19 protein-coding genes are annotated in these 24629 nt (G+C 40.2%); 10 read left to right on the forward strand and 9 right to left on the reverse strand.

Annotated elements, in window-relative coordinates; genetic code table 11:
- Positions 1-3: 3 nt before the first annotated feature.
- Complete coding sequence (gene gcvT, locus J0A69_RS09730; RefSeq protein ID WP_206586363.1) at positions 4-1098, reverse strand: glycine cleavage system aminomethyltransferase GcvT; 1095 nt, start codon at positions 1096-1098, stop codon at positions 4-6.
- Between the two features lie 163 nt (positions 1099-1261).
- Positions 1262-1588 carry a HesB/IscA family protein gene (locus J0A69_RS09735; protein WP_206586364.1) on the reverse strand — a complete coding sequence of 109 codons (327 nt, stop codon included), beginning with the start codon at positions 1586-1588 and terminating at the stop codon, positions 1262-1264.
- Positions 1589-1683: 95 nt separating this feature from the next.
- Here J0A69_RS09735 and mce point away from each other — a divergent pair, with 95 nt between their 5' ends.
- On the forward strand, positions 1684-2142 hold the full coding sequence (mce, locus tag J0A69_RS09740; RefSeq protein WP_206586365.1) for a methylmalonyl-CoA epimerase: 459 nt from the start codon (positions 1684-1686) through the stop codon (positions 2140-2142).
- A gap of 160 nt (positions 2143-2302) precedes the next feature.
- Positions 2303-3331 carry a thiamine-phosphate kinase gene (gene thiL / locus J0A69_RS09745; protein WP_206586366.1) on the forward strand — a complete coding sequence of 343 codons (1029 nt, stop codon included), beginning with the start codon at positions 2303-2305 and terminating at the stop codon, positions 3329-3331.
- A gap of 149 nt (positions 3332-3480) precedes the next feature.
- Here the strand turns inward: thiL and J0A69_RS09750 are convergent, their stop codons facing one another.
- Positions 3481-3858 carry a hypothetical protein gene (locus J0A69_RS09750; protein WP_206586367.1) on the reverse strand — a complete coding sequence of 126 codons (378 nt, stop codon included), beginning with the start codon at positions 3856-3858 and terminating at the stop codon, positions 3481-3483.
- Positions 3855-5261, reverse strand: a complete 1407-nt coding sequence (gene rlmD, locus J0A69_RS09755; protein WP_206586368.1) for a 23S rRNA (uracil(1939)-C(5))-methyltransferase RlmD — start codon at positions 5259-5261, stop codon at positions 3855-3857. Before rlmD ends, J0A69_RS09750 begins: the two co-directional genes overlap by 4 nt.
- Before the next feature lie 108 nt (positions 5262-5369).
- On the opposite strand from rlmD, the gene J0A69_RS09760 reads away from it, so the two are divergent.
- The 4 genes from J0A69_RS09760 to J0A69_RS09775 all read left to right on the forward strand — a co-directional run bounded on the left by J0A69_RS09760 (position 5370) and on the right by J0A69_RS09775 (position 11868).
- Positions 5370-6182, forward strand: coding sequence for an SDR family oxidoreductase (locus tag J0A69_RS09760; RefSeq protein WP_206586369.1), 813 nt, complete (start codon positions 5370-5372; stop codon positions 6180-6182).
- Positions 6183-10061, forward strand: coding sequence for an AAA domain-containing protein (locus tag J0A69_RS09765; protein WP_206586370.1), 3879 nt, complete (start codon positions 6183-6185; stop codon positions 10059-10061).
- 176 nt (positions 10062-10237) lie between these two features.
- On the forward strand, positions 10238-10573 hold the full coding sequence (locus J0A69_RS09770; RefSeq protein WP_206586371.1) for a helix-turn-helix domain-containing protein: 336 nt from the start codon (positions 10238-10240) through the stop codon (positions 10571-10573).
- Positions 10567-11868 carry a type II toxin-antitoxin system HipA family toxin gene (locus J0A69_RS09775; protein WP_206586372.1) on the forward strand — a complete coding sequence of 434 codons (1302 nt, stop codon included), beginning with the start codon at positions 10567-10569 and terminating at the stop codon, positions 11866-11868. The genes J0A69_RS09770 and J0A69_RS09775 overlap by 7 nt, the downstream gene beginning before the upstream one ends.
- 12 nt (positions 11869-11880) lie before the next feature.
- Here the strand turns inward: J0A69_RS09775 and J0A69_RS09780 are convergent, their stop codons facing one another.
- Positions 11881-12651: a YdcF family protein gene (locus J0A69_RS09780; protein ID WP_206586373.1), complete on the reverse strand. Its 771-nt coding sequence runs from the start codon at positions 12649-12651 to the stop codon at positions 11881-11883.
- Positions 12652-12821: 170 nt separating this feature from the next.
- On the opposite strand from J0A69_RS09780, the gene J0A69_RS09785 reads away from it, so the two are divergent.
- On the forward strand, positions 12822-15767 hold the full coding sequence (locus tag J0A69_RS09785) for an FAD-binding and (Fe-S)-binding domain-containing protein (RefSeq protein WP_206586374.1): 2946 nt from the start codon (positions 12822-12824) through the stop codon (positions 15765-15767).
- A gap of 26 nt (positions 15768-15793) precedes the next feature.
- Complete coding sequence (araD1, locus tag J0A69_RS09790) at positions 15794-16810, forward strand: AraD1 family protein (protein ID WP_206586375.1); 1017 nt, start codon at positions 15794-15796, stop codon at positions 16808-16810.
- Between the two features lie 51 nt (positions 16811-16861).
- Here the strand turns inward: araD1 and hutG are convergent, their stop codons facing one another.
- From hutG to hutH, 4 genes are all read right to left on the reverse strand, one after another.
- The gene (gene hutG / locus J0A69_RS09795) at positions 16862-17824 is read right to left on the reverse strand and encodes a formimidoylglutamase (protein ID WP_206586376.1); all 963 of its coding nucleotides are present in this window, start codon (positions 17822-17824) and stop codon (positions 16862-16864) included.
- Between the two features lie 8 nt (positions 17825-17832).
- Entirely contained in the window at positions 17833-19833 is a 2001-nt protein-coding gene (locus tag J0A69_RS09800) for a urocanate hydratase (RefSeq protein ID WP_206586377.1), read from the reverse strand.
- Between the two features lie 83 nt (positions 19834-19916).
- A complete protein-coding gene (gene hutI, locus J0A69_RS09805; protein ID WP_206586378.1) occupies positions 19917-21143 on the reverse strand; it encodes an imidazolonepropionase in 1227 nt (408 codons plus the stop codon).
- Between the two features lie 15 nt (positions 21144-21158).
- Complete coding sequence (gene hutH / locus J0A69_RS09810; RefSeq protein WP_206586379.1) at positions 21159-22724, reverse strand: histidine ammonia-lyase; 1566 nt, start codon at positions 22722-22724, stop codon at positions 21159-21161.
- A gap of 98 nt (positions 22725-22822) precedes the next feature.
- Between hutH and J0A69_RS09815 the strand changes: the two genes are divergently transcribed.
- Positions 22823-23689 carry a LysR family transcriptional regulator gene (locus tag J0A69_RS09815; protein WP_206586380.1) on the forward strand — a complete coding sequence of 289 codons (867 nt, stop codon included), beginning with the start codon at positions 22823-22825 and terminating at the stop codon, positions 23687-23689.
- Positions 23690-23827: 138 nt separating this feature from the next.
- On the forward strand, positions 23828-24616 hold the full coding sequence (locus J0A69_RS09820; protein WP_206586381.1) for a helix-turn-helix domain-containing protein: 789 nt from the start codon (positions 23828-23830) through the stop codon (positions 24614-24616).
- Positions 24617-24629: the final 13 nt, after the last annotated feature.

A 24629-nucleotide genomic window follows, 5' to 3' on the forward strand; every position in this document is an offset into this window, starting at 1 on the left:
ATTTTAGGATTTCAAAAGCGGTAGTTTTTCTACCTGAGCCTTTAAGTTTTTATTTCTTACCTGAATGAAGATTTCAGTTCCTGGTTTAGAAAACTCAGTTTTCACGTAGCCTAGACCGATTCCTACTCCCATGCTTGGAGATTGAGTTCCTGAAGTTACCTCACCGATTACTTCGCCTGCAGCGTCCACAATAGGGTAGTGGCCTCTAGGGATACCTCTCTCTTGCATGATAAAGCCAACTAATTTTCTGGAAACTCCAGCTTCTTTTTGGGCTTTCAGAGCTTCTGAATTGGTAAAGTCCTTGGTGAACTTGGTAATCCAACCCAAACCAGCTTCTAGTGGCGATGTAGTGTCTGTGATGTCATTTCCATAAAGGCAATACCCCATTTCTAATCTCAAGGTATCTCTTGCTCCCAAACCGATTGGCTTGATATCAAAGTCCTTTCCAGCTTCGAAAATTGCCTTCCAAACGTGTTCTGCATCTTCATTCTTCACATAGATTTCAAAGCCTCCAGCGCCAGTGTAACCAGTTCCGGAAATGATCACGTCTTTCACGCCTGCAAATTCACCTACGGTAAAATGATAGAATTTTACTTCCGAAAGATTTACCGGAGTTAAAGACTGAACGGCTTCGATTGCCTTTGGACCTTGCACAGCAAAAAGTGAAATCTCATCAGAGATATTAGTCAATTTAGCTCCCATGGTGTTGAACTTGTTCACCCAAGCCCAATCCTTATCGATATTGGAAGCATTCACCACCAACATGTATTTTTCATCAGAAAACTTGTAAACGATCAAATCATCAACGATTCCGCCAGTTTCATTTGGGAAGCAGGAATACTGAGCTTGGCCCTCTACTAGCTTAGATGCGTCGTTTGAAGTTACTTTTTGAATTAAGTTCAAAGCCTCTGGTCCTTCAACCATAAACTCTCCCATGTGGGATACATCAAAAACTCCAACTCCATTTCTGACACAGAGATGCTCTTCATTATCTGAACTGTAGCGAACCGGCATGTTGTATCCGGCAAAAGGCACCATTTTACCACCTAGGGCAGCGTGCAGGTCATTAAGTTGAATTTTTTTGATTTGCTCTTCCATATTTGGGGTTAATTTTTCGTGGGCAAAGGTAAGGAATGAGGTGGATTTTGGAGAATTGAAGGATCAAAAAGTCAAGGTAGGATATAAAGTGCCTTAGATTGAACTAGCGAAAACAAAAAAAGACAGCTTTCGGGCTGTCTTTTGTGAGTTCGTTAAATGGGTTTTAAATGGAGAAACTCTCACCACATCCGCATGTTCTTGAGGCATTTGGATTGATAAATTGAAATCCTTTTCCATTTAATCCATCGGAAAATTCCAATGTTGTTCCAGCAAGATACAGCAAACTTTTTCTATCTACGATGATTTTCACACCTTTATCTTCGAAAATATGGTCGGTTTCTACTGTATTGGCATCAAAACCAAGATCGTACATTAATCCTGAACAACCTCCGCCTTTTACCGAAACACGGATGTTTTCTCCCTCTGCACGTCCCTCTTCTTTTTTGAGTTCGAGGATTCGCTCTTTCGCTTTGTCAGAAACGATTATCATATCTTTATGCTTTTACTTTAAATTCAATTATCAGGTCGAGATGGAAACATCTTTCCCTTGGAAATAATTCAACCACAAATATAAGAAATTTAAAAATGAGGAAAATCGAACATATCGGGATAGCTGTGGCAGATTTAGAAAAATCCAATGCTCTTTTTGCCAGTTTGTTGGGTAAAGAGCATTTTAAGACGGAGATCGTGGATGGAGAAGGAGTGGAAACATCCTTTTTTCAAGTAGGACAGACCAAAGTTGAGCTATTACAAGCTATAAGACCCGATAGCCCTATTTCTAAATTTATTGAACGAAAGTCAGAAGGAGTGCATCATATCGCTTTTGATGTGGAAGATATTCAGGCTGAGGTAGAAAGGCTGAAAAACGAAGGCTTCGAAATCTTGAATGAGACTCCAAAACTAGGTGCAGACAATAAATTAGTGGTATTTTTGCATCCCAGAAGCACGAATGGGGTTTTGGTGGAATTGTGTCAGGAGATTTCAGAAGGCAGTCGCAGTAAGCAGTCGCAGAAAACAGTGAACAGTAAGCAGGGTAGGTTGTAAACAATCGCAGACTTGTTATTCAGATTGTAATGGGCGATAATGTATGGACAGTTTGTTTGCCAGGTTTAGGTTCAGTCGGAGTTTATAAAGAAGCATTTAATAAAAAATCAATAAAGAATTAAACCGTTGCGACGTAGCGTGGTCGCGAGAGAAAAATATTATGTCAGAAAAAAGAACAGAAATAAGTGATTTAGGTGAGTTTGGATTAATTGATCGACTCAGCAAAAAAGTAACAATTAAAAATTCTTCCAGTCTGAAAGGGATAGGGGATGACGCGGCTGTCATTGATGCAGGCGATCATGTTAAAGTTATTTCCACAGATTTATTGATGGAAGGAGTTCATTTTGATCTTTCCTATGCACCACTTCCTCACTTGGGATTTAAGGCTGTTGCGGTGAACGTTTCTGACATTGCAGCGATGAATGCAATACCTAAACAAATCACGGTAAGTATTGCACTTTCCAACCGATTTTCTTTAGAAGCGGTGGAGGCATTATACGAAGGAATTTATGCTGCATGTGATCATTATGGAGTGGACTTAATTGGGGGAGATACGACTGCTTCTAGGTCAGGTTTAGCCATCTCAATTACGGCGATCGGAGAGGCAAAAAAAGAGCAGATTTCTTACCGTTCTGGAGCCAAGGAAAATGACATTCTTTGCGTGACCGGAGACCTTGGTGCCGCTCTTGTTGGACTGCAGATTTTAGAGCGGGAAAAACAGGTGTTTTTAGCTAATCCGGATATGAAGCCAGACTTGGAAAAGTACACTGTTGTAACCGGTAGACAACTAAGACCAGATGCCAGAATGGACATCGTTCATGAGCTCAGAGAACTAGGAGTTGTGCCAACTAGCATGATGGATATTTCGGATGGATTGGCTTCTGAAATTTTCCATATCTGCAAGGCCTCTGGGGTAGGGGCAACCATCTACGAAGACAAACTTCCAATCGACAAACAGACCTTCGATACGGCAGTAGAGTTAAATCTTGATCCGATAACTTGTGTGTTGAATGGAGGCGAAGATTATGAACTTCTCTTTACAATAAGCCAGAATGATTTTGCCAAATTAGAGAAGCATCCGGACATCCATTTTATCGGTCATATCACCAAAGCTGAAGAAGGTAAATTCTTAGTGACGAAGAGTGGAACTGCTGTTCAGATCAAAGCCCAAGGATGGAAGCATTTTTAGGGTACTTAAGTAATTTTAAAAATAAAAACTAAGTAGTGTAAGTAGTTAATGATGACTTAATATATGTAATCATAATTAACTGAAAGTCATAAAATAAAAAAGCTTTACCTAAATTAAAGGTAAAGCTTTTTTTATGAGCATACTTAGGGTCAATCGTTGGGATAAGGGATGTATACGAAACTCGTAAAAGCCCCATCCATGACGAATAAGCAGCAAAATTCATCTGGATCTTTATAGGATTTTTTGAAGTCTTCCAGTGCTTCTTCACCTATCAGTTTTCGCTGGACAAATTCATCAACATAGGTGATGAAGTAATTCCAATCTAGGTCTTTTTCAGCCTTGCCTAAAAATATTTTACCTATAGGTTGCATCTCTTTTGAGATCGGAAAAATCGGATAATCTGAAAATTTTCTGGATCGGATTTGATAGGAAGCTTCTTTTAAAGTGTCAGATATTTTGACAAAATCCTGGGTGATCGTGCCCAAATATTTTCCACTCAATTCGGGATCATTGAAATCTGAAATCATTTTTTGAGAGTTAAGAGTACGACATTTTCTACATGATATGTTTGTGGAAACATGTCCACTGGCTGCACTTTTTGCACTTGATATTTTTCCCCTAAAAGTGCTAAATCTCTCGCCTGCGTCGCAGGATTACAAGAGACATATACCACTTTTGGAGCTGCTAAACGGAGTAGCATTTGGACTACTTTTTCATCCATTCCGGCTCGAGGTGGATCGGTAATTATGACGTCTGGAGCAGCATGATTTTGGATGAAATCTTCATTCAAAATATCCTTCATATCACCCGCATAAAAGAGGGTATTTTCAATGCCATTTATTTGTGAATTTACCTTGGCATCTTCAATTGCTGCAGCGACATATTCAACCCCAATTACCTGCTTCGCTTGCTTCGCTAAAAAGTTGGCAATCGTACCTGTTCCAGTGTACAAATCATAGACAATTTCATCCCCTTTCAGGTCTGCAAAATCACGTGCTACTTTGTACAATTCGTATGCTTGTTCAGAGTTAGTCTGATAAAAAGACTTAGGACCAATTTGGAATTTCAGGCCTTCCATTTCTTCTTCTATGTAAGGCAAACCTGAGGAGGTAATCAGTTCCAGATCGTGGAATGTCTCATTGCCTTTGGTGTTAATGACATAGAGCAGAGAAGTGATTTCAGGGAATCTGTTTTTCAAAAACTCCATTACTTCCTGAATCCTTTCCGGATCAGATTCACCAAACTGGACAATGACCATGGTTTGGTTAGTAGTGGTAGTTCTGATAATCAGATTTCGGAGAAGACCTACCTGATTCCTGATATCATAAAAGGAGTAGTTCTTTTCCAGGGCAAAAGCTCTCAATTCATTTCTGACCTCATTGGAAATTCCTCCTTGCAGGTAACAATGATCGATATCAATGATTTTATCAAACATTTTAGGAATATGGAAACCTAAAGCATTTCGATCAAAGTCCTCTTCGGACCTGATTTGCTCTAAAGTCAACCATTTCTTATTGCTGAAGGTAAAATCGAGCTTATTTCTATAGTATCGGGTCTTTTCAGATCCAAGGATTGGTAAAACCTCAGGAATTTCCACTTTGGCGATCCTTTGAAATTGATCTAATACTTGCTGACGCTTGTAGTTTTTCTGCAAGTCATAGTTGATATGTTGCCATTTACAACCACCGCAGGTTCCAAAATGCGGGCAAAATGGCTCGATTCGATCTTTGGAGTATTGATGAAAATGGACAGGCTCTCCTTCCATAAAGGAGCTTTTTCCCTTAGTGATCCTTACATCTACCACATCACCTGGTGCTACACCGGTGACAAATACGACTTTTCCGTCATGATGTCCCACACATTTACCCTCTGAGGCGATCCGCTCAATGGTCAAATTTGTGACAACTTTGTTTTTCATTTTACGCGACATGGGCGCAAAATTAGGGAAATTCGAAGTGGCTAAGAAAATCATTATCTAAAAGGTGGCACTTACCTTCGTTTTTTTTTGTTTTAGCTATCTTTGGAACATTGTATACCCATGGAACTTAAGAACAAAGTCGTAGTCATCACAGGAGCCACTTCAGGAATTGGGGCTGCGTGCGCTTATGCGTTTGGTAGGGAAGGAGCAAAGCTTGCAATAACAGGTAGGAATGCTGAGAAACTGGAAGTTGAGCGCAAAATTCTAGATGAGGCAGGTTTTGATGTATTGGCTATTTTGGCAGATGCTGGAAGTGAATCAGATAATCAAAAAATGGCTGAGGAGGTGCTTTCAAAATATGGAAAGATTGATGTCCTGATCAATAACGCCGGGATTTCTATGCGGGCATTATTTCAAGACTTGGATTTGGAAGTTTTTAGAAAGGTGATGGACACCAATTTCTGGGGAACAGTCTATGCGACCAAGTTTTGCCTTCCTTCCATTATGGCAAATAAAGGCTCAATCATAGGGATTTCTTCCATAAATGGCTACAGAGGAACACCAGCCAGAACCGCCTATACGGCTAGCAAATATGCCATGAATGGATTTTTTGAATCTCTGAGAACAGAAGTAATGCATCGGGGCGTACACGTATTGGTGGCTTCTCCAGGATTTACGGCATCAAACATTCGAAGCAATGCACTTACCGCAAATGGCACCACTCAAGGTGAATCTCCAAGGAATGAGGCCAATATGATGTCTCCGGAAGACGTCGCTCAGGCGATTTTGAAGGCGACAAAGAAAAGAAAAAGAGACTTGGTACTGACTACTCAAGGGAAACTGGCAGTATTTTTAAACAAATGGATTCCCGGCATAATGGATGGAATGGTCTATCGGGAAATGGCCAAAGAACCAGATTCCCCTTTCAATTAAATGGCGGAATCGATCTTTCAAACGTATCTGAATAGATTGACAGACTTGTCTTCGAAAAACAAGTCATTGTATATTCCAAAAATTGAAGGAAGCGGATTCATTGACCTTCAGGAATTAGATTTTTTAAATGGAGAAAATTCGTTTGGGATCCTAAGGAAGCTGATCCAAAAAAAGAAGCGCATTCCTCTTCTTCCAGAATCAGACTCAAGGCAATCCAAAACCAACCTACTTTCCAAATCTATCTCCAGATTAAGTTTCAAAGATCAGCTAACACAGGAAGAGACAGGTGATCGGGCACTTTATGTTTCTTGGCTATTTGCAGAAGGGAAACTACTAAATGGGCAATTGGTGAGGGCTCCTCTATTGATGTTTCCTGTCTCAATAGAGAAAGAAAAAGGAATTTGGCAACTGATTCCGGATGGTAACTTGCAATGGAATCCTGCTTTTTTGTTGGCATATCAGCATGCATATAAGTTAAATTTTAACTCGGAAATAGAAGATATTCTTGAGAGTCTATCTTCAGATCCTGTAACCTTTAGGACGGAATTAGCTAAAATCATTCAAGAGAATTTTTCGATTCAGCTGAGTTCCAATCTTTTCGAAGATAAAATTGTAAGTTTCCCTAATTCTCAGAAGAGTTTGGATATCAATCGTTTTGAGGATGGGAAAGTAAGCGTAAAGCCTTATGGTCTACTTGGGCTTTATGCTCAAAAAGGAAGTTTCTTATTTAGTGAATACGAATCCCTTCAATCGCGATTTGGAGAAATAAATTTAGAGGAACTGTTTCAAGATCATTTTGCTCAAGTCAAATCAAAAACAAAGCCTACAGAGGAAAAGATGTTTCCGGTTTTTCCTTTGGATGCTTCGCAGGAACAGGTACTTCTTGATGTAAGACAAGGAAAAAGCTTGGTGGTAGAAGGTCCTCCTGGAACTGGTAAATCTCAATTGATTTCAAATCTTGTCTCTGATTATATAGCCAGAGGAAAGAAAGTTCTGGTTGTTTCTCAGAAAAGAGCGGCTTTGGATGTGGTTTTTGAACGGATGGAAAAAGCGGGTTTTGGAGTGTTTTTAGGATTGGTTCACGATTATAAAGCGGATCAGAAGAACCTGTTTGCAAAGATTAAATCCCAGATAGATTCCATTGAAAAGTATCAGGAGCTTAATCGAGGAATAGATTCCATTTTCCTTGAAAGAGAAATCTCGACTCAATCTAAAACAATCCGAAAGCTTTCTGACAAGTTTGAAGAGTTTCGAGATTCATTGATTGATACGACAGCAGCTGGGATTCCAATAAAGGCAATGTATCTACAGGCACAAAATACAAAAGGTAAAACGCTTGACTCACCTTTCCTTACTCAACTAAACTGGGAGGATTCACTGTCATTTAAAAATGAGTTCCAGCTTTTCAAATCTTACAAAACAAAGTTTCAAGGCACATTCTGGGAGAATCGAGTTTCTTTTTCTCACTTTCAACCGATCAATTTTCAACAGCTTTTGCAGGTATTGGAAGAAATTGAATCGCATGATCTCCAAGCAAATCCTAGCATTTGGAACAGTAATTTTTTGAATAAAGAAAAGAGGAACTTGATAGCTCAAGGTCCATTTAGCAAATCAATTGAACAGGTTTTAAATGAATTCAAGACTCTTAAAAACCCCGAATTTGGGCTTGAAATCGCCTTTTCTTCAGAGAAGAATGAGTTTTTGAATAAGGTTCAAGATTCGTTGAGTAGAGCAGTTCAAAAGCTAAATTCCCTGGATTTCGATATTCCAGAGGAGCTTGATGCTTTGAAAGCCGAGCAAATTGAACTTGCTGAAGCACTCGATTCTTGGTTTAAGAGCATGTTGCTTCCATGGAAGAAAAAGCATTATAACGCATTCTCAAATTGGATAGAATCAAGTGGGAAAAAGTTTGGAAGGAAGGATATCAATCAGGCTTTTATTGAACTATCTAAGCTTTCTGAAATTGAACTTGAACTTGAGGAGCTCAAGGATTTTTCAAATCTTGATAAGTCATTAACCCAAATAGGAAATACCAAAGCAGTGGTTGATGAAGTTTTAGAATGGCTTTCCAATGAAAATATATTAAAAGTTATTTCAAGAATAATTGGGCCCGAGATCCTTGGCAAAAGCCCAGAAAATTTTCAGAAGCATGTTTCACTTTTATCAGAGGAGTTCAGAAAATTTGAATCTGATCTCGTCAGATGGAAAAACTACCTCACCTCATCCCAAATTGAGCGCTTACTTTTTAAAGAGTTTGAAGTCGATAAATCAAATCTGAATCAGGATTTTATTGATCTGCAAGCTTATGATCGATTTATGGATGAATGGGATTCCACGAAAAAACGACTTGCAACCGTTTTGGAAGAGCAGTTTGCGGAATACTCGACCTCAGAGCAACTTCAGCTTTTCGAGGATTCTTGGTACTTAAGTTGGATTTCTGAATTAGAAAAGACCCAACCACTTCTAGCAGAAGCAGGAAGCCTAAAATTGGCTCAAGAAATGGAGGAGATGAAGACAGCAATTCTGGAAAAGCGCAAGAGGTCTCAGGATTTTGCATTGTTGAGGTTACGCGAACAAATGAGCTCGAATCTGGAGGAAAATAGACTTGGAAATCGTACAACCTACAGAGAGCTTTCGCATCAGGTGAATAAAAAGAAGCAACGTTGGCCTATTCGTAAGCTGATTCAGGAATTTGAGGATGAGATTTTTCGCTTGTTACCTTGTTGGCTTGCGAGTCCTGAGACAGTTTCAGCTCTTTTTCCGGCTTCTCAGAATTTTGACTTGGTGATTTTTGATGAAGCCTCACAGTGCCAAGTAGAAAGAGGGCTTCCGGCAATGCTTCGAGGTAAGCAGGTGGTTGTCGCAGGTGATTCGAAACAATTGAGGCCTTCTGATTTTTACCAGGTTACTTGGGAGTCGGAAGAAGAGGGAGTTGAATTTGAATCAGAATCCTTATTGGAGCTTGCGGGATATTATTTTGAAAGGCGACGGTTGACTGGGCATTATCGTTCTGCTGATCCTGCTTTGATTCATTTTTCTAATTCCCATTTTTACGAAAATCTATTGGAGATTTTACCTGATTATAAGACAGTAGAAGCTGGAGAGCCGGCTTTTTCTTGTATGAAAGTTGAAGGAATTTGGGAAAATCAAACCAATCGAATAGAAGCGGTAGAAGTTATTGAAATGGTGAAAAAGATTGGTTTTGATGCTTCTGAAGACACCATTGGAATCGTTACCGGTAACTATTTCCAAATGGAATTGATCCGGGATTTGCTTTGGAAGGCTGGTTTAAATTCTGACAGGATCAAAGTTAGAAATATTGAAAACGTGCAGGGTGACGAGTTTGATCAAGTGATATTGTCTTTGGGCTACGCCCCGAATAGGGAAGGGAAGTTGGTGACCAATTTTGGATTGTTGGGTAAATCAGGAGCTGAAAATCGCCTGAATGTGGCCATTACTCGGGCCAGGAAAAAGATGCATGTGATCAGCAGCATTCTACCTGAGGATTTTCGTCCTTCTCAAGTGAATAATCCCGGATTAGCTTTGCTAAAAGAGTTTTTGACCTTTGTTCAAAATCAATTAAAAGAGCCACTTATTGTTTCTCCTGAGGTTAATTTGAAGCATTTTGAAATAGATTGGAGTTTAAAGAATAGGTTATTAGCAATGGATTCCAGGTATTCTAAAAAGATTCCTTCAGCTGTAATGGATCTGATTTTTATAGATTCTAGTGGTAAGAAGACAGCTATTTTAACCGATGATCAGCGATTTTTTAATGCGCCTACTGCCAAAGCTGCAATTGCTTATCATCCGATTTTGCTTGAACAGAAGGGCTGGAATTGGAAGTGGGAGTGGAGCCGTACCGCTTTGTTTAAAAGCTAGGGAAATAATTTCTTTATCCTGTTTATTTAATTTATCTATTTATTGAATGATTTATCATTCGGTAATTCAATTTTATTTATTTAATGAATGATTTTTAATTCATAATTTATTTTTAAAATTGTATGAAAAATCATGCATAATTCTTATTTTTGTATGTAACGAATGATATTTCATAAATGGATTACCATAATTTAAGTGATGCAGCAATTCTCCGTCAGATCGGTACATTTGTAAAACACCACAGGATCAATCAGCAGAAGTCTCAAGACCAATTGTCTTCTGATGCAGGAATCAGTAGATCCACTTTGAGTTTATTGGAGCGGGGAGAGAAAGTCAATTTGATCACTTTGATTCAGGTGCTGCGGGTTTTAGATCAATTGGATTGGCTTGCAGAATTTGAACTGTCTCAAACGATAAGCCCGATAGAATACATCAAACTTCAAAAGAAGCATGAGCGTCAGCGTGTCCGCAATTCTGATAGAGCCGCAGAAAATCCTCCTTCAGAATGGTAGTAGCAGCAGAAATTTGGCTTTGGGATAAGTTGGCAGGAGCGGTTCTCTGGGACGAGAGCCAGCAGCTGGCAAGCTTTGAGTTTAGTCCTGGATTTTTACGATTGGGTTTGGATATTTCACCGATCAAAATGCCTTTGGCGCAAGGAAGAACTGTGTTTCAATTTCCAGAACTGCGAAAATCCAGAGGAGATGTCTTTGATACATTCAAGGGTCTTCCGGGTCTTTTGGCGGACATGCTTCCGGATAAATATGGAAATCAACTGATCAATACCTGGCTTGTTCAGAATGGTAGGCCGGCCGATAGCCTTAATCCCGTGGAGCAACTTTGCTTTATTGGAAAAAGAGGGGTTGGGGCGCTGGAGATAAAGCCTTCTTTACGAAATGAGGCAGCAAAATCAAGTAATTTGGAAATAGATAGCTTGGTGAATATTGCGGGTAAAATCCTTAATTCCCGAGAGGATTTTCAATCTGACTTAAGTAGTCAAGAGCAAGAGGCCTTAACTGATATTCTGAAAATCGGGACTTCAGCAGGTGGGGCCAGAGCCAAAGCTGTTATTGCTTATAACCCTAAGACAGGAGCCGTAAAAAGTGGTCAAGTGAAAGCTCCAGCTGGATTCTCTTATTGGATCATCAAGTTTGATGGAGTGCACGATTCTCAGTTTGGAGCGAGTGAGGGCTATGGCCGAGTGGAAATGGCGTATTATCTAATGGCTTTGGAAGCGGGAATTGAAATGACTGAGTGTCGGTTGCTGGAAGAAAATGGACGAGCGCATTTTATGACCAAGCGATTTGACAGAACTGACAAAGGAGAGAAGATACACATGCAAAGTCTCTGTGGGATCAGGCATTTTGATTTCAACCGGGTAGGGGAATACAGCTATGAGCAGGTATTTGAAACCATGAGAATGTTGCGGCTCACCTATCCTGAAGCCGAGCAACTGTTTATCCGAATGGTCTTTAATGTGCTTGCCAGAAATTGTGATGATCATACCAAGAACTTTGCTTTTTTGATGGATCAGAATGGGAAATGGAGACTCTCTCCAGCTTATGATATTTGCTTTGCCTATAGGCCAGGAAGTATTTGGGTGAGCTCACAATCACTCACTGTAAACGGAAAACGAGAAGATATTCGAGACTCAGACTTTTTGGAAATAGCCCAAAAGATGAATATTAAAAAACCACAGGAAAAGATCGAAAAAGTAAAGTTGGCAGTAAGTAAATGGGATCAGTTTGGAAAGGAAGTTGGAGTAGATTCAAGCCTTCATAAAGCGATCAAAAACTCCCTTTTGGTTTAAAAGGGAGTGATTTTACATATATCCAACCATTTTATAAACCAGGATTCCTATCCACTCTTTGACTAATTTATGCCAGTTGTCTAATGAAGTTGGACTAGGGTAGACGAAAGCAGGAAAGTCATACTTAGTATCGTGACTGTAATAATCCGTTGGGAAAGTTTCTGTTATTAACCCAACTTGATCGAAGCAGCCTTTTGCCCGATACATATGAAATGCTGAAGTTATTAAAAGGAATTCCTGCTTGGTATCAATTCCATTTTTATCCAAAAACTCCTTAGTAAACTGTGCGTTTTGGGCAGTGTTTTTCGCCTGATCTTCAATCATGACATCTTCTTGGGGCACCCCAGCCATTAAGAGAAATCTTTGCAATAACTCAGCTTCCGACTGAGGATTGACCGGATTCAGGCCCTGTCCACCAGTGATTAGAATTTTTTTGATTTTGCCCATTCTATACAGTTGTAGTGCATGGGTGATTCGGTCTGCTCCTTTATTAAAAAAAGTACGGTCATAAGCCGTTTTACTCAGGTTGGTTACACCCGTGAGAACGATCCCAAATTCATGGGTTTTGATATCATCAAACTCTTTGAAATCAGGTTCCCAAGCTAGCATGGCTTGATTTGCAATAAACTGGTTGGTAAAGAACCAAAGCAAAATAATTCCGGTCCAAAGACTCCTCTTTCCCCATTTCTTTTTTACATACAATGCTCCAATTACAATCAAAATACTGATGATCGTCAAAGGCATCGCTAAAAAACTCAGGAATTGGGAGAGGTAGAAAAACATGAATTAGAAATGGTGACTGACACAAAGAAAGGATGGAAAAGCTCAATTTTCAAATTCATCGTTGAAAGTTGGTTTGGGGAATTAATCCTTGGATAAATTAATTATTGGCCAAATGAAATTCTTTCCTCTTTCTTGTTTCTTAAATCTACCTAGGAAAGCTATTTTTGAGCATGAGTTCAAGCCAAACTAACCTATTGCCTTTGCTTCAGGAGCTTTCAGCCCAGCTGGAAGGAACCCTGCATGTAGATTCATTGACGAAGACCCTTTATGCCACTGACGCCTCTGTTTATAGAGAAATCCCATTGGCAGTTGCCTTTCCAAAATCAGAATCAGATATCCAGAAGCTAATCCACTTTGCTTCGAAAAACGGAACTTCTTTGATTCCAAGAACCGCAGGGACGTCTCTAGCAGGTCAATGTGTTGGAAATGGGATTGTGGTAGATGTGGCGAAGAACTTCACTAAAATACTTGAACTCAATGTCGAGGAGCGATGGGTGCGGGTACAGCCAGGAGTGGTAAGAGATGAATTAAATCGCTTTTTGAAGCCACATGGCTTATTCTTCAGTCCGATTACTTCTACTGCAAACCGTGCGATGATCGGAGGTATGGTGGGTAATAATTCTTCCGGTACCACTTCGATTGTTTATGGAGTAACTCGGGACAAAGTAATTTCCCTCAATACCATTTTAAGTGATGGAAATTCTGCCGTTTTTGAGGAGATTTCCCAAGATGATTTTGACCGAAAATGTGGGCTTCAAACTCTGGAAGGGAAAATTTATCGGCAGATTTTCGATGAATTAAATAACCCTGAAGCGAGAGAAGAAATCCATGCTCAGTTCCCCAAAAAGTCAATTCATCGACGAAATACAGGTTATGCAGTAGATGAATTGCTGAAGTCAGAGCTTTTTGAAGGGAATGAGAAATTCAATTTCTGTAAGCTTTTGACTGGTTCGGAAGGAACCCTGGCATTCACAACAGAAATAAAAATCAGCTTAGATTCTTTGCCAGATCCGATTGAGATTGTTGTAGCTGCTCATTTTGAAACAATCCATCAAAGTATGGTGGCATCCCAAACGGCTATGAAGCATCCAGCCACGGCGGTGGAGTTGATGGATAAAATCATTTTGGACTGCACCAAAGAAAGCATTGAATACTCCAAGAATAGATATTTTGTCGAAGGCGATCCTGAAGCATTATTGATGGTGGAATTCCGTGGTCATACCTTGGAAGAAGCCATGGCAAAGGGAGAGGCTTTGGTCAACGATTTAAAGAAAAACAACTTAGGCTATGCCTATCCGATTATTGAGCCAGCAATGGTTTCAGCGGCTTGGGCATTGAGATCTGCGGGACTTGGCTTGCTGGCAAATATTCCAGGTGATCCAAAGGCAGTTGCTTGCATCGAAGATACAGCCGTGGATATTGCTGATTTGGCGGATTACATTGATGAAGTGGACGAGATGATGAAAGGCTTCAATCAAAAGCCTGTTCATTATGCCCATGCTGGTGCCGGAGAAATCCACCTTCGCCCAATTTTGGATCTAAAAAAATCCAAGGATGTGGAGGAGTTCTACCAAATATCAAAAGCTTCAGCTGAGTTGGTCAAAAAGTACCAAGGTTCTCTAAGTGGAGAGCATGGGGATGGACGAGTTAGAGCTGCTTTCATCCCAATGATGGTAGGGGAGAGGAATTATGAACTTTTCAGACGAGTGAAATTCACTTGGGATCCACAGAATATTTTTAATCCCGGCAAAATTGTGGATGCAGCTCCGATGAATAAGTTTCTCAGATACGAGCCCGATCAAAGTACGCCTGAGCATAAAACACTGATGGATTTTTCGCAGGTAGGAGGTATTCTCCGCTTAGCAGAGAAATGCAATGGTTCCGGAGATTGCAGAAAGCTTCCAGGTTCGGGAGGTACGATGTGTCCAAGTTTCATGGCCACTCGAAATGAGCGGGACACCACAAGAGGCCGAGCGAATACCTTGCGGGAGTTTTTGACCATGGATAATAAGGAAAATGCATTTGATCATCCCGAGATCAAAGAGGCGATGGATCTATGTCTGAGTTGCAAGGGGTGCACCGCTGAATGTCCATCCAATGTGGACATGGCAAGTCTGAAAGCTGAATTTCTTTACCAATACCAAAAGACCAACGGGATTCCATTACGATCCAAAGCTTTTGCTCATATCAATGAGTTGAACGAGCTTGGAGCAAAGGTGCCAGGCATCGCCAATTTCTTCTTGAACAATAGTTTGACGGGTGGTTTGATGAAATCCATCTTGGGTGTTGCGCCAAGTAGAAACCTACCTTCCATTAGTTCACAAAGCCTTCGTAAATGGTATCAAAAAAACTATGCTTCTCTTCCAGGAGCATCAAAAACGATCAAATCGGTTTACTTTTTTGTGGATGAGTTTACCAACCACAATGATACCCAGATTGGAATTAAAGCGATTTCTCTTTTGAAAAAACTGGGCTATGAGGTTGAAATCGTAGCTCATGAAGAAAGCGGTAGATCAGCACTTTCCAAAGGACTACTTCCAAAAGCAAAAAAGCATGCTGAAGCCAATGTGAAGGTATTTGCAGAATTGATTGATGGAAACACACCATTGATTGGTTTGGAACCTTCTGCTATTTTGAGTTTCAGAGATGAATATCCTCGCATTGTAAGCAAGGAATTAGTGGAAGCAGCTAAAAAACTGAAATTCCATGTGAAATTAATTGATGAATTTTTGGCTCAGGAAGCAGCTGCCGGAAATATCAAACCGGAGTTATTTACTACCAAAAGCCAGAAGATCAAACTTCATGGCCATTGTCACCAAAAAGCATTGTCCTCTATGGTTTGGACGCAAAAAATTCTTTCACTTCCTAAAAACTATTCAGTTGAAACGATTCCAAGTGGATGCTGTGGAATGGCGGGAAGTTTTGGGTATGAGGCAGAACATTTTGAAGTTTCTCAGCAGGTAGGTGAGTTGGTATTGTTTCCAGCAGTTAGAAAAGCTGATTCAGAAACCATCATTGCTGCTCCCGGTACATCCTGTAGACATCAGATCGCTGATGGAACAGGTAGAAAAGCCAAGCATCCGGTGGAGATTCTTTGGGATGCATTGAATTTATAAGTAAAACCCATTTAATCAACCAGAAAATGAAAGAGAAAACCAGGTTAGTACAGATTGCCCATCAAAGCAAAGGCAGGAAAGTAGCGGTAGTTTCAGAACCCTTTTTGGTTATTGTAAATGAATTTACATCCGTCTACCAATTGGCAATAAAGGCTATAGACTCAGGAATCTCGATTCATTCACTATTAAACGAAAAGCTTTCATCCGAAAAGTTAGATTACGAAAAAATTTATAATGGCTTAAGTGAATGGAAGTTATTGCCTTCGTTTGATAACCCTGACAATCCAACTCACTGTATCGTGTCAGGAACAGGTCTTACGCACCTTAGCAGCGCAATGAACAGAAATGTCATGCATCAAAGCGAGCCTGGAAATTCGTTAACAGACAGTATGATTGTTTATCAGTGGGGAGTAGAAGGAGGGAAACCTGCAAATGGAGAAGTGGGGGTACAGCCAGAGTGGTTTTACAAAGGAACAGGAGCTATTCTAAAAGCCCATGGAGATGCTTTAACAGTTCCGGATTTTGGAGATGATGGTGGTGAGGAGCCAGAAATAGCTGGAATTTATATCATAGACAGAAATGGAATGCCAATACGAATTGGTTTTACTACCGGCAATGAGTTCTCGGATCATGTGATGGAAAAGAAGAATTATTTATATCTCGCTCCTTCCAAGCTGCGCAATTGCTCTATAGGTCCAGAACTCGTTCTTACAGAGGATTTTTCTGATCTAAAAGGAAAAGTGGCTGTTTCCCGTAAAGAAGAAGTACTCTGGTCTGCAGATATAAAAACAGGCGAAACCAATATGGCACATAGCTTGGCTAATTTGGAATACCACCATTTTAAATATGCCGATCACCGCCAACCACTGCAGGGTCACGTTCATTTTTATGGTACGGGAGCATTTAGTTTCGGTGCTGGTATCAAATTGCAAACGGGAGATGAGATGAAGGTACACTGGGAAGGAATGGGCCGCCCACTTGTCAATACGATAGAAATAGAAGATAATAAGAAGGAAGTCTTAAGTGTTAAATCTATTTTTTAAGTAAAAGGATAAAAAAGCAAGTTTAGAATTAGTCATTAGTTAAGATTTGATTTAGCTAAAAACTTTTCGTGCTATATATTCTGCACATCTAGCGGCAAGTCTTGCTGTGCAATTGTCTTGATCAAAATTTGGGTTCAATTCCACCACATCCATGGAAATGACTTTCTGACTTTTGCTGATCAACTCAAAAACTTTGAAGGCAAACTCAGGTCTGAATCCCATAGGAGAGGGGGCTGAAACTCCCGGAGCAAAAGCGGATGAAAATCCATCCATATCTACTGAAAGATAAATTTGGTCCATGGAATCTAAAAACCATAAAATCTTCTCTTGGATTACTTCCCAGTTATTGAGACGGAAATCTTCCATGACCATCCATTGAGAATTCGTTTTCTCTGCTGTTGCAAATAGGGATTTCGGATTAACCGAACGCTGAACACCTAGGCAGAGGTAATTAAAATCCGCCCCATATTCCTGCGCTAATTGCAAAAAAGGCGAACCCGAGTGACCCTTGCCGTTTACCAAGGGCCTCAAATCAAAATGGGAATCCATATTGATAATCCCTAATTTTTTGCCGCTAGGCTTCAAGTAATCATAAATTCCCTTGGCATGTGCATAGGCCAAATCATGCCCTCCTCCAAAAAGTATCGGCAAATGCTTTGTTTCCAATAGTTTAGTGACTGTTTCGGAGATTAATTGATGGCTTGACTCTAGGTCTTCATTGGAAGTAATTACATCGCCATAATCGAATACCTGGCAGTTTTGGGGCAGATGAAAAGCCAGACTTCCCATCATGTTCCGGATTGAGTTTGGAGCGGCTGCAGTTCCCAATCGACCTTGATTTCTCTTTACTCCCTCCTCACCGGCATAGCCTAAAATACCAACTTTTGGATTTCCTGCTGAAGTGTCGAATTTCAAATCATTGACAGAGATAGTGGCCTGGTGCCAATATTCTATCTCTGTCGATTTTCTTCCATACCAATTTGAAGTATCTGGGTTTTGATGTAGAGGGTTCATTGCTTTTTTTAAAGCAATTTATCCAAAATACTGTCATCCACCAGATTTGGTAAAGTGACTTTTAGGTTTGGTGTTCTATTCATCTCTCTTTGGATTGCTTCCAACGAACCTTTATTTCTTGCCCAAGCTCTTCTTGAAATACCGTTATTTACATCATAGAAAAGCATGGATTTCAGCTTTCGTTCAGCATCATCAGAGCCATCCAGCACCATTCCGAAGCCCCCATTGATTACTTCTCCCCAACCTACACCACCGCCGTTATGGATGGAAACCCATGTTGCTCCCCTGAAACTATCGCCAATAACATTGTGGATCGCCATATCAGCAGTGAATTTACTCCCATCGTAGATATTGCTGGTTTCACGATAAGGCGAGTCAGTTCCACTCACGTCATGATGATCCCTTCCCAAAACAATCGGAGCTGAAATTTCTCCAGTTTTGATCGCCTCATTAAAAGCTTGCGCAATTTTGGTGCGACCTTCGGCATCAGCATATAGAATTCTGGCTTGTGAACCAACGACCAATTTATTTTTCTCTGCTTCTTCGATCCAAGTGATGTTGTCCTGCATTTGCTGCTGGATGGAAGCAGGGGAGTTTGCCTTGATTTCTTTTAAAATCCTTGCTGCTATTCTGTCTGATTTTTGCAAGTCTTCCGCTTTTCCTGAGGTACAAACCCAGCGGAAAGGACCAAAGCCATAATCGAAACACATTGGGCCTAAGATATCCTGGACATAGCTAGGGTATTTGAAATCAATTCCGTTTTTAGCCATAATATCAGCTCCGGCCCGTGAAGCTTCCAGTAGAAAAGCATTTCCATAATCGAAAAAGTATGTGCCTTTTTCTACATTTCGGTTTATCGCAGCAGCATGACGTCTAAGTGTTTCCTGTACCTTTTCTTTAAATAGATCAGGTTCATTGGCCATCAATTGGTTTGATTCCTCGAATGTCATTCCAACTGGATAATATCCTCCAGCCCATGGATTGTGCAATGAGGTTTGGTCTGATCCGATTTCCACAAAGATATTTTCCTTGTCAAAGCGTTCCCAAACATCCACTATGTTTCCAATAAAGGCGATTGATACAACTTCCTTATTTACTTTGGCCAATTGGGTTCTCAGTACCAATTCATCTAAATTTTCGATCAGTTCGTCGACCCAACCTTGTTCATGTCTTTTCTTTGCAGCTGCGGGATTGACTTCCGCACAGACAGTAATGCATCCGGCGATATTTCCCGCTTTTGGCTGCGCACCAGACATGCCTCCCAATCCAGCTGTCAGGAATATTTTACCTTTTGGAGATTCACCTTTCTTTAATTTCATTCGGAAGGCATTCATCACTGTAATCGTTGTGCCATGAACGATCCCTTGAGGCCCAATATACATGTAGGATCCAGCCGTCATTTGACCGTATTGAGTCACTCCCAAGGCATTGTATTTTTCCCAATCATCTGGTTTGGAGTAATTAGGAATCATCATGCCGTTGGTGACGATGACTCTTGGCGCATCTTTGGAGGAAGGAAATAAGCCCATCGGATGGCCGGAATAAACATGCAATGTCTGCTCATCAGTCATCTCTGAAAGGTATTTCATGACCAAAAGATATTGCGCCCAATTTTGAAAAACAGCTCCATTTCCACCATAAGTGATCAATTCTTCTGGGTGTTGAGCAACTGCTGGATCCAGATTATTTTGGATCATTAGCATGATAGCAGCTGCTTGTCTGGATTTGGCAGGATATTCTCCAATGGGTCTTGCCTTCATTTCATAATCTGGCATAAAACGATACATGTAGATTCTACCGTAATTCTCCAGTTCCTCTAAAAATTCATTGGCAAGTTCTGAATGCCAATCTTTTGGAAAATACCTTAAAGCATTTCCTATGGCCAACTTTTTTTCATCCGCACTCAGTATTTCCTTTCTTTTAGGAGCATGGCTGACATAAGAGTTTCTGGATTTTTTCTTTGGGAGAAAAGATGGAATACCTTGGGTTATTTGCTCTTGGAAAGACATATAATTTATGAATTACGATTTGGGATTTACGAGATTTTTCTGAACCTCATGCATAAATGTTTGATTTTAAAGAACTAGATTCTTTAAATCTTAAGGCCATTTTTCCAGACCTGCTCTGGCTTGAGTTTGCCTTGCTGATAAAGGATTTCTTGGTAGTTAGAAGTTGGAAAAAGGTTAAAATCTGCCAACATTCCCGCTTTTAAAACTCCTCGATCTGAAAGATTTAAAGCTGAAGCAGCTCGGAAGGTAATTCCTGCCAAAACTTCAGCAGTACTCAGCTTTTCATATGTTGCCAAAACGGAAGCCTGCGCAACCAAATCTCCCATAGGAGCAGAACCAGGGTTCCAGTCAGTCGCAATTGCCAAAGCTCCGCCTTTATCCAAGATTTTTCTGGCTGGGGTAAAAGGAACTCCTAAACCAATCGATGCTCCGGGCAGCGAAACTGCGATGGTATTGGACTGTGCTAAAAGCTCAATTTCCTGCTCTCCTGAAGCTTCCAAGTGATCAGCAGAGGTCGCTTCAAACTGAACAGCTACTTTAGATCCACCTGATGAAAACTGATCTGCATGAACTGTGATATCAAACCCCAGATCTTTTGCCTGCTGAAAATAGAAATGTATTTCTTCGGGTGAAAAAGCACTTTTCTCAATAAAAGCATCTACTCGATTGCTCAGATTTAGGGATTTCAGAAGAGGGAATAGCTTTTCAGAAATGGATGCCAAATATTCTAAATTATTACCTTCAAAATCTCTAGGCTTCATATGGGCAGCGAGACAGGTTGAAATCAAATCTGCTTTTGTATTTTGATTAGCTTTTTTAATAGCCTCAAGCATTTTGATCTCTTCATCAAGATTGAGTCCATAGCCACTTTTAACTTCTATGGTTGTTACTCCTTCCTTGAGATGTCGATTTGCATGGGATACGGTTCTTTTTGCAAGTTCATCTAAACTGAGTTTTCTGGTTTCCGTCACAGTATCCCAAATTCCCCCTCCAGCTTCAGCGATTTCCAGATAGGATTTTCCAGCATTTCTCATCGCAAAGTCTCTAGCCCTACTGCCGCCAAAGCAAATGTGAGTATGGCAATCCACCCAACTTGGCAATGCCACAAAGTTTCCTTCTAGTTCATGAACCTCAGCTTGAGGGTAGGAGTATTTTAAAGAAGAAAAATTACCTACAGCAAGTATTTTATCTTCTTGGATGATTAAACCAGCCTCATCGATAATCTCCAATTGCTCGTCTTTCAGGGCTCCTTTTAAAGGGAGATGATCAAGAGTCAAAAGCTGACGAATTGGTCCGATTAATTTGAGCATGTATTCCATAAGATTTTAAAAGTTAAAAAGTTCACTCCATTCTGTCTCAAATTTCAGGTTTTCCGCTTCCGCTACTTCTTTTGCTATTTTGACCAATTCTCCACTTTGGATCATTTCGATTGCCATTTCCATGTCTTCTGTCATTACCCTATCGGATTCAACTGGCTTTATTTTGGTTCTTACATGCTCATAAATTGCAGTCATAATTTTTCCTGATTTCATGGGAGCATGAAAATCCATTGCTTGAGCAGCGTAAAACAATTCCACTCCAAGGATTTTTTCCACATTTCCGATTACCTGAAGTGCTTTCCTAGCCCCAATCGATCCCATACTGACATGATCTTCTTGGCCCAAAGATGTTGGAATACTGTCCGCACTGGATGGAAAGCAAAGCCCTTTGTTTTCAGATGCCAAAGCTGCCGTAGTGTATTGCGGAATCATCAAACCTGAATTCAATCCGGTTTCCTTCAGCAACAATTTTGGCACTCCTGGAGTATCACCTTCGATAGAAAGGTAAATTCTTCTATCGGCAATATTTCCGATTTCGGAAGCCGCCAAACAGGCATAATCTAAGGGTAAAGCGATCGGCTGACCATGGAAATTTCCTCCACTGACTGTATGATCGGCATCAAAAACTACTGGGTTATCGGTGACAGAATTGATTTCTGTCTCGATGGAATCCTTTAGATGTAGCCATGCATTTCTTGAAGCTCCATGAACCTGAGGCATACATCGGAGAGAATAGGGATCCTGAACTCTAGCACAATTGGCATGAGAATTTACAATTTCTGATTCGTGAAGGAGATTCAAGATTGTTTGAGCCACATGCTTATTTCCAGAGAATGGTCTCAATTGATGGAGTTCAGCCGAAAAAGGTTTGATCGATCCCATCAATCCTTCAATCATCATGGCACCTGTAATATCCGCATGTTGCAAAACATTATGTAGCCGATCCACTACCATCACGCCAAATGCAGCAATAAATTGGGTCCCATTAATTAAGGCAAGTCCTTCTTTAGGTCCCAAGTGAAGTGGTTCCAATTGGAAATGTTTTAATGCTTTGGAACTACTGGTGATCTCACCTGCAAAATGAACTTTTCCTAAGCCAATTAACGGTAAAAATAAATGTGAAAGTGGAGCCAAATCACCCGAAGCCCCAACAGATCCTTGCATGGGAACTACCGGTACAATTTCGTTTTCCAACATCCAAAGCATCCGCTGGAGGGTTTGAAGTTGAATTCCAGAAAAGCCTTGAGCCAAAGCATGTATTTTCAGAACCAACATTAATTTGGAAATTTCTTGGGGTATGGGTTCTCCCAAACCAACAGCATGGCTTTTTAAAAGATTTTCCTGAAGGGTTCGAGTATCTGCTTCTGAAATTCTACTGGTGCAAAGCGGTCCAAAGCCGGTATTGATGCCATAAACAGCCTTTTCACCTGAAGCAATTTTTGCAACTGCAGCTGCAGAAGCATTGACTTTTGAAATTGTTTCATCATTCAAAAGGCCTTTAGCTTCTTTTCTGGCAAGTTTCAATGCCATGGATGCTGTCAATCTATCGATGCCGAAATGGAAAGTTTCCATAAAATTTGGGTTTTATTCTTTAGGGTACACAAAATTAGCCAAGATCAATGATAATTATTGATACTAATTTTGTTATGATTTGATACCTTTAAGGCATCATGGAACTAAGACACTTGAGTTATTTTAAGGCAGTTGCCGAGGAGTTGAATTTTCGGAAAGCTGCAGAGCGCTTGTTTATTTCCCAGCCTGGCTTGAGCAGGCAGATCAAACAATTAGAGGAGATGCTGGAAGTACAGCTTTTTGAGCGGGATCAGAAGCATGTGGAACTCCGGGAGGCTGGTCGGTATTTATTGGCTGAGGTAGATTTTGTTTTGAATCATTTAGAAATGACCAAAAGCCAACTCAAATTGATAGATGCGGGGAAAGTAGGGGAGTTGAGAATCGGGTTTTTGGGTTCTGCTTCAAATCAGGTTCTCCCTGATTTATTGAAAAAATTAAATAGGCTAGAACCTCTTATCACTTCCAGTTTGGAGGAATTGAGCAATGCGGTTCAGGTGGAAATGGTGCAAAAAGATAAATTGGATTTGGGTTTTGTGAGATTGGCTTCAGTTCCTTCTGATGTTGAAATGAAAGCTGTCATGCGGGATTCTTTTTCCTTGGTTGTGCCAAAAGATCATCCAATCCAAACAAAAGATTTCGAATCCTTAGGTCAATTTTCCCAAGAGTCTTTTATCCTTTTTTCAAGTGATTATTCGAATCACTACTTCGAGCAAATCATCGGAATCTGTAGAAAAGCAGGATTTTCTCCTAGAATCCGTCACAAGTCAGTTCATGCATTGACGATTTTTAAATTAGTTGAAAATGGCTTGGGAGTGGCAATTGTTCCGACCTCTTTAAAGGAAGGATATGAACTGAATGTTAGTTTTATGGAGATCCCCAATATTTCAGAATTCACAGAATTATCAGTTATTTGGAAAGCAGAAAACCGGAATCCAGCACTTCAAAAAGTTTTGCCTTTGATCTGAATTCCACCTCATTTAATCATAAAAAGCCCTTTTAAACTAAATGTCGGGCGAATGTCGGGTTAAATCCGAGTCTAATTCGCCCTTTGTCAAAATCAATTCAGAGAAATTGCCATGGTAAATCAAAATCTAACAAAAATTATGAAGCAACCAGAATTAGGCAAAAAAGTTTCTGAGCTTAGAAAGGCTAAGGGAATGACACAAGAGGAGCTTGTAGAAAAGTGCAATCTTAATGTAAGAACGGTACAGCGTATCGAGGCAGGTGAAGTAACACCGAGGAGCTATACGGTCAAAGCTTTATTTGAGGCTTTGGAATATCACTGGGAAAATGAAAAGACTGATGAAAATCAAATAACTGCAAAACCATCTCCTCTATTATATGGGGCAGTTGGTGCAGCTATATTGTACTTTTTTCTTTCTATCCTAGAATTAGGCTTGGATCAAGAAAATTTGGGAGGCGAACTGTCTTATAGTTTGATAGGTTATTCGCTTATTAAAACTGGTTCATACATGTTTTATGTGGTTTTTCTTTTGGGTTGGTTAAAATTGGTCAAAACGTTCCCCAATACCATATTGAATATTGCGCTATGGGCCATGATCGGAGCCAATGTAATTTGGTATTTGATTGACATGATATCCCTGTTTACAGATGCAATTTCATTTGGTGACCTATATATGTTAAAAATCAGCTCATTTGGGTTTCTCTATGCCTTTCTTGGTTTTGGCTATTTGGCATATAAAAAGCAGTTTTCATCGGTGGCTACAATTATGGGAGCATTGTTGATAGTTGCAGGTGCGTTGATGTTTACTGGGGTTGGAGTTTTTCTGGCACTAATTCCATGGACTTTAGCAGAAATAGTACAAATCGGTTTGATGGTTTATTTAATTCAAAAAATCGGGAGAAATTCATCTCCCGAGCTTTCTTTTTGATTCTAAACATTTT

The organism is Algoriphagus pacificus, from assembly GCF_017254845.1.
GTDB classification, from domain to species: domain Bacteria; phylum Bacteroidota; class Bacteroidia; order Cytophagales; family Cyclobacteriaceae; genus Algoriphagus; species Algoriphagus pacificus.

What these genes read in the sequence shown, in the direction of transcription:
- gcvT (WP_206586363.1), bottom strand. Translation starts at nt 1,098, where the DNA reads ATGGAAGAGCAAATCAAAAAAATTCAACTTAATGACCTGCACGCTGCC.
- J0A69_RS09735 (WP_206586364.1), bottom strand. Translation starts at nt 1,588, where the DNA reads ATGATAATCGTTTCTGACAAAGCGAAAGAGCGAATCCTCGAACTCAAA.
- mce (WP_206586365.1), top strand. Translation starts at nt 1,684, where the DNA reads ATGAGGAAAATCGAACATATCGGGATAGCTGTGGCAGATTTAGAAAAA.
- thiL (WP_206586366.1), top strand. Translation starts at nt 2,303, where the DNA reads ATGTCAGAAAAAAGAACAGAAATAAGTGATTTAGGTGAGTTTGGATTA.
- J0A69_RS09750 (WP_206586367.1), bottom strand. Translation starts at nt 3,858, where the DNA reads ATGATTTCAGATTTCAATGATCCCGAATTGAGTGGAAAATATTTGGGC.
- rlmD (WP_206586368.1), bottom strand. Translation starts at nt 5,261, where the DNA reads ATGTCGCGTAAAATGAAAAACAAAGTTGTCACAAATTTGACCATTGAG.
- J0A69_RS09760 (WP_206586369.1), top strand. Translation starts at nt 5,370, where the DNA reads ATGGAACTTAAGAACAAAGTCGTAGTCATCACAGGAGCCACTTCAGGA.
- J0A69_RS09765 (WP_206586370.1), top strand. Translation starts at nt 6,183, where the DNA reads ATGGCGGAATCGATCTTTCAAACGTATCTGAATAGATTGACAGACTTG.
- J0A69_RS09770 (WP_206586371.1), top strand. Translation starts at nt 10,238, where the DNA reads ATGGATTACCATAATTTAAGTGATGCAGCAATTCTCCGTCAGATCGGT.
- J0A69_RS09775 (WP_206586372.1), top strand. Translation starts at nt 10,567, where the DNA reads ATGGTAGTAGCAGCAGAAATTTGGCTTTGGGATAAGTTGGCAGGAGCG.
- J0A69_RS09780 (WP_206586373.1), bottom strand. Translation starts at nt 12,651, where the DNA reads ATGTTTTTCTACCTCTCCCAATTCCTGAGTTTTTTAGCGATGCCTTTG.
- J0A69_RS09785 (WP_206586374.1), top strand. Translation starts at nt 12,822, where the DNA reads ATGAGTTCAAGCCAAACTAACCTATTGCCTTTGCTTCAGGAGCTTTCA.
- araD1 (WP_206586375.1), top strand. Translation starts at nt 15,794, where the DNA reads ATGAAAGAGAAAACCAGGTTAGTACAGATTGCCCATCAAAGCAAAGGC.
- hutG (WP_206586376.1), bottom strand. Translation starts at nt 17,824, where the DNA reads ATGAACCCTCTACATCAAAACCCAGATACTTCAAATTGGTATGGAAGA.
- J0A69_RS09800 (WP_206586377.1), bottom strand. Translation starts at nt 19,833, where the DNA reads ATGTCTTTCCAAGAGCAAATAACCCAAGGTATTCCATCTTTTCTCCCA.
- hutI (WP_206586378.1), bottom strand. Translation starts at nt 21,143, where the DNA reads ATGCTCAAATTAATCGGACCAATTCGTCAGCTTTTGACTCTTGATCAT.
- hutH (WP_206586379.1), bottom strand. Translation starts at nt 22,724, where the DNA reads ATGGAAACTTTCCATTTCGGCATCGATAGATTGACAGCATCCATGGCA.
- J0A69_RS09815 (WP_206586380.1), top strand. Translation starts at nt 22,823, where the DNA reads ATGGAACTAAGACACTTGAGTTATTTTAAGGCAGTTGCCGAGGAGTTG.
- J0A69_RS09820 (WP_206586381.1), top strand. Translation starts at nt 23,828, where the DNA reads ATGAAGCAACCAGAATTAGGCAAAAAAGTTTCTGAGCTTAGAAAGGCT.